This window comes from Wolbachia endosymbiont of Nilaparvata lugens (assembly GCF_007115045.1).
In the GTDB taxonomy this organism is placed as follows: Bacteria; Pseudomonadota; Alphaproteobacteria; order Rickettsiales; family Anaplasmataceae; genus Wolbachia.
In genome coordinates this window covers 38,933-40,881 of record NZ_MUIY01000001.1, presented here as the reverse complement: position 1 = coordinate 40,881, position 1,949 = coordinate 38,933, and the positions used below count along the sequence as shown (strand labels likewise).

Here is a 1,949-nt window from a genome sequence, read left to right as displayed (position 1 = left end):
TTTGAATTCTGCTGTATATTCTTTTCTTTTTGTCATACCACACCTCTTTGAAAAAACGTTTTATTTTACTTCAAAAACGTCTTAACTTTCTGTCTACTTTTTCTGGGTAAGGTCACTACCTAATGTCTCAGTGATCCATAAAAATTTGAAGATATCTGCCTCTCTATCACCAAAAGTTGTACATTTGCAGGAAGGTTGTTTATGCTTTCTTTGAGAGCTGTTATCCACTTATAACTTTCTTTTTCTTCTATGGAGGTACCTGTTTGCTTTTTCTTGTGCCGTTTCTTTTTCCCTAATAGAACGTGCCCAACATTGTTGAGAAGATAGACCTAAAGGTAATCCGTTTTTGCTAGGCACTGTGCAACAGTAAACCCATTTTATGCTTCGTATAAGCTTTAGAAATACTACCTAGCCTCTTGGTTTTTATATGAGAGTCAAAATCCAAATAACTTGTATCTTGAACTGAAAAAACAAACTGATTTCCTTTCATTCTCTCCATAGTTTCTTTGTAATGGGAAGAATAAATTTCCTTATCCTTAAGCTTTTCATTGCTAAATAATCTGTATGCACCCTTAGCTTCTTTCCATCCACTACAGCTTTGATTCAGACGCCTTACCCTCTATACAATAGCCTGTTTTAATAAGTCTCTTATTAAGTCTTGTATCTCCTAAATTAACATGTTTTAACTCTCTTTCCAGCCATTTATCCCATAAGTGTTGAAAGTGCTATAAGTGGAGTGATACAAGGTGATTGACGGCATGTAAATTCCCTCCTGATAGTAAAACAATTGAACGTATAAAAGAATCATTAAGATCCAATGTGAATTGTAATAGTGCTATTTTGAATCCGTGTAGATTATTTTTGATTTTATAAACAAGAAATAACAAAGCCGTAATAATAATCATGTAAATATACACCTTCATGCCATTCATAGTATGGCTTAAAAAGTGCTTATATCCAAGATTTTGCTTTATAAATTTAAAGAATACCTCTATGTCCCACCTGCGCCTATATAGCTCTGTTACTTCATAAGCTAACATTTCAAGCAAGTTGGTTAAAAACCATATTTCATCTCCTGCCTTATTTCGAATTTTTATTAAACGTAGGTCATGCTTTTCTGCTACTTTACCTCGTGCACGATAAAGATTAACTATTATATCTTCTAAAATCTCTGATCCATCCGATTTTTGTTCTCCTATAACTTTGTTCCTGCTTATAACATCATGTTTTCTTCCTACTTTAACTCTTGTGATAAATTTGTACTCCTTTTCATCAAATTCGGCAAAAGTTCCAACTTTTCTGATTCCTCTATCAAATAATAAAATATCCTCTTTTTCAACTTTAGCTTCATTAATGGCTCTCACTAATGCTATATCTTCACTAATTTCTTCTTGTCCTTTACAAAATCTTATACTTGTCGGCAATTGATCCTTTAATCCTACACTCACTTTAACTTGACTGTCGTTACTTTTACCGCCTATTTTTAGCCCATCTTTTATGAGATATCCCGATAAATTTATGATTGTCGAATCAAACTTATGTAAATTATTTGATGTTTTTTGGGGTAATAGCTTTTTAATCTTGCTCATCAAATCAATATATACTCCCTTAAAATATTCTGGATTTATAACTTTTAACCTTTTTGACAAACCACTGTATGTTACTGTACTTTTATCGCTATTCTTATCCATTATACACCTGTTTATTACCATTTCTAGCGCTCTTAAGCTTGTTTTTTGCCCCATTAATATTAACTTCATTAGACCTTTAAATATAATCTTGCCCAACAATTTAGTATTACATTTATCTACTTCACTTAATTTTCCTAGCCTTTCTAAATCCTCATCTTTTATTAAATTTAGTACTCTTTCTATTTGATCCATTATTGCCTCCATTTTCTTGCAATAACAGTTCTTTATACTTTTCTGATACTACTTTCAACACTTATG

3 protein-coding genes are annotated in these 1,949 nt (G+C 31.9%); all 3 read right to left on the bottom strand.

All coding sequences use genetic code 11. The annotated features are described in order from the left end of the window. Window positions 1-349 precede the first annotated feature (349 nt). The 3 genes from BWZ41_RS08365 to BWZ41_RS00180 are packed head-to-tail and all read right to left on the bottom strand — an operon-like array spanning window position 350 to window position 1,883. Window positions 350-607: a hypothetical protein gene (locus tag BWZ41_RS08365; protein WP_410543269.1), complete on the bottom strand. Its 258-nt coding sequence runs from the start codon at window positions 605-607 to the stop codon at window positions 350-352. Further along, complete coding sequence (locus tag BWZ41_RS08360) at window positions 591-698, bottom strand: transposase DNA-binding-containing protein (protein ID WP_143689681.1); 108 nt, start codon at window positions 696-698, stop codon at window positions 591-593. Before BWZ41_RS08360 ends, BWZ41_RS08365 begins: the two co-directional genes overlap by 17 nt. 27 nt (window positions 699-725) lie before the next feature. Beyond that, the gene (locus BWZ41_RS00180) at window positions 726-1,883 is read right to left on the bottom strand and encodes an IS4 family transposase (protein WP_158619486.1); all 1,158 of its coding nucleotides are present in this window, start codon (window positions 1,881-1,883) and stop codon (window positions 726-728) included. Window positions 1,884-1,949: the final 66 nt, after the last annotated feature.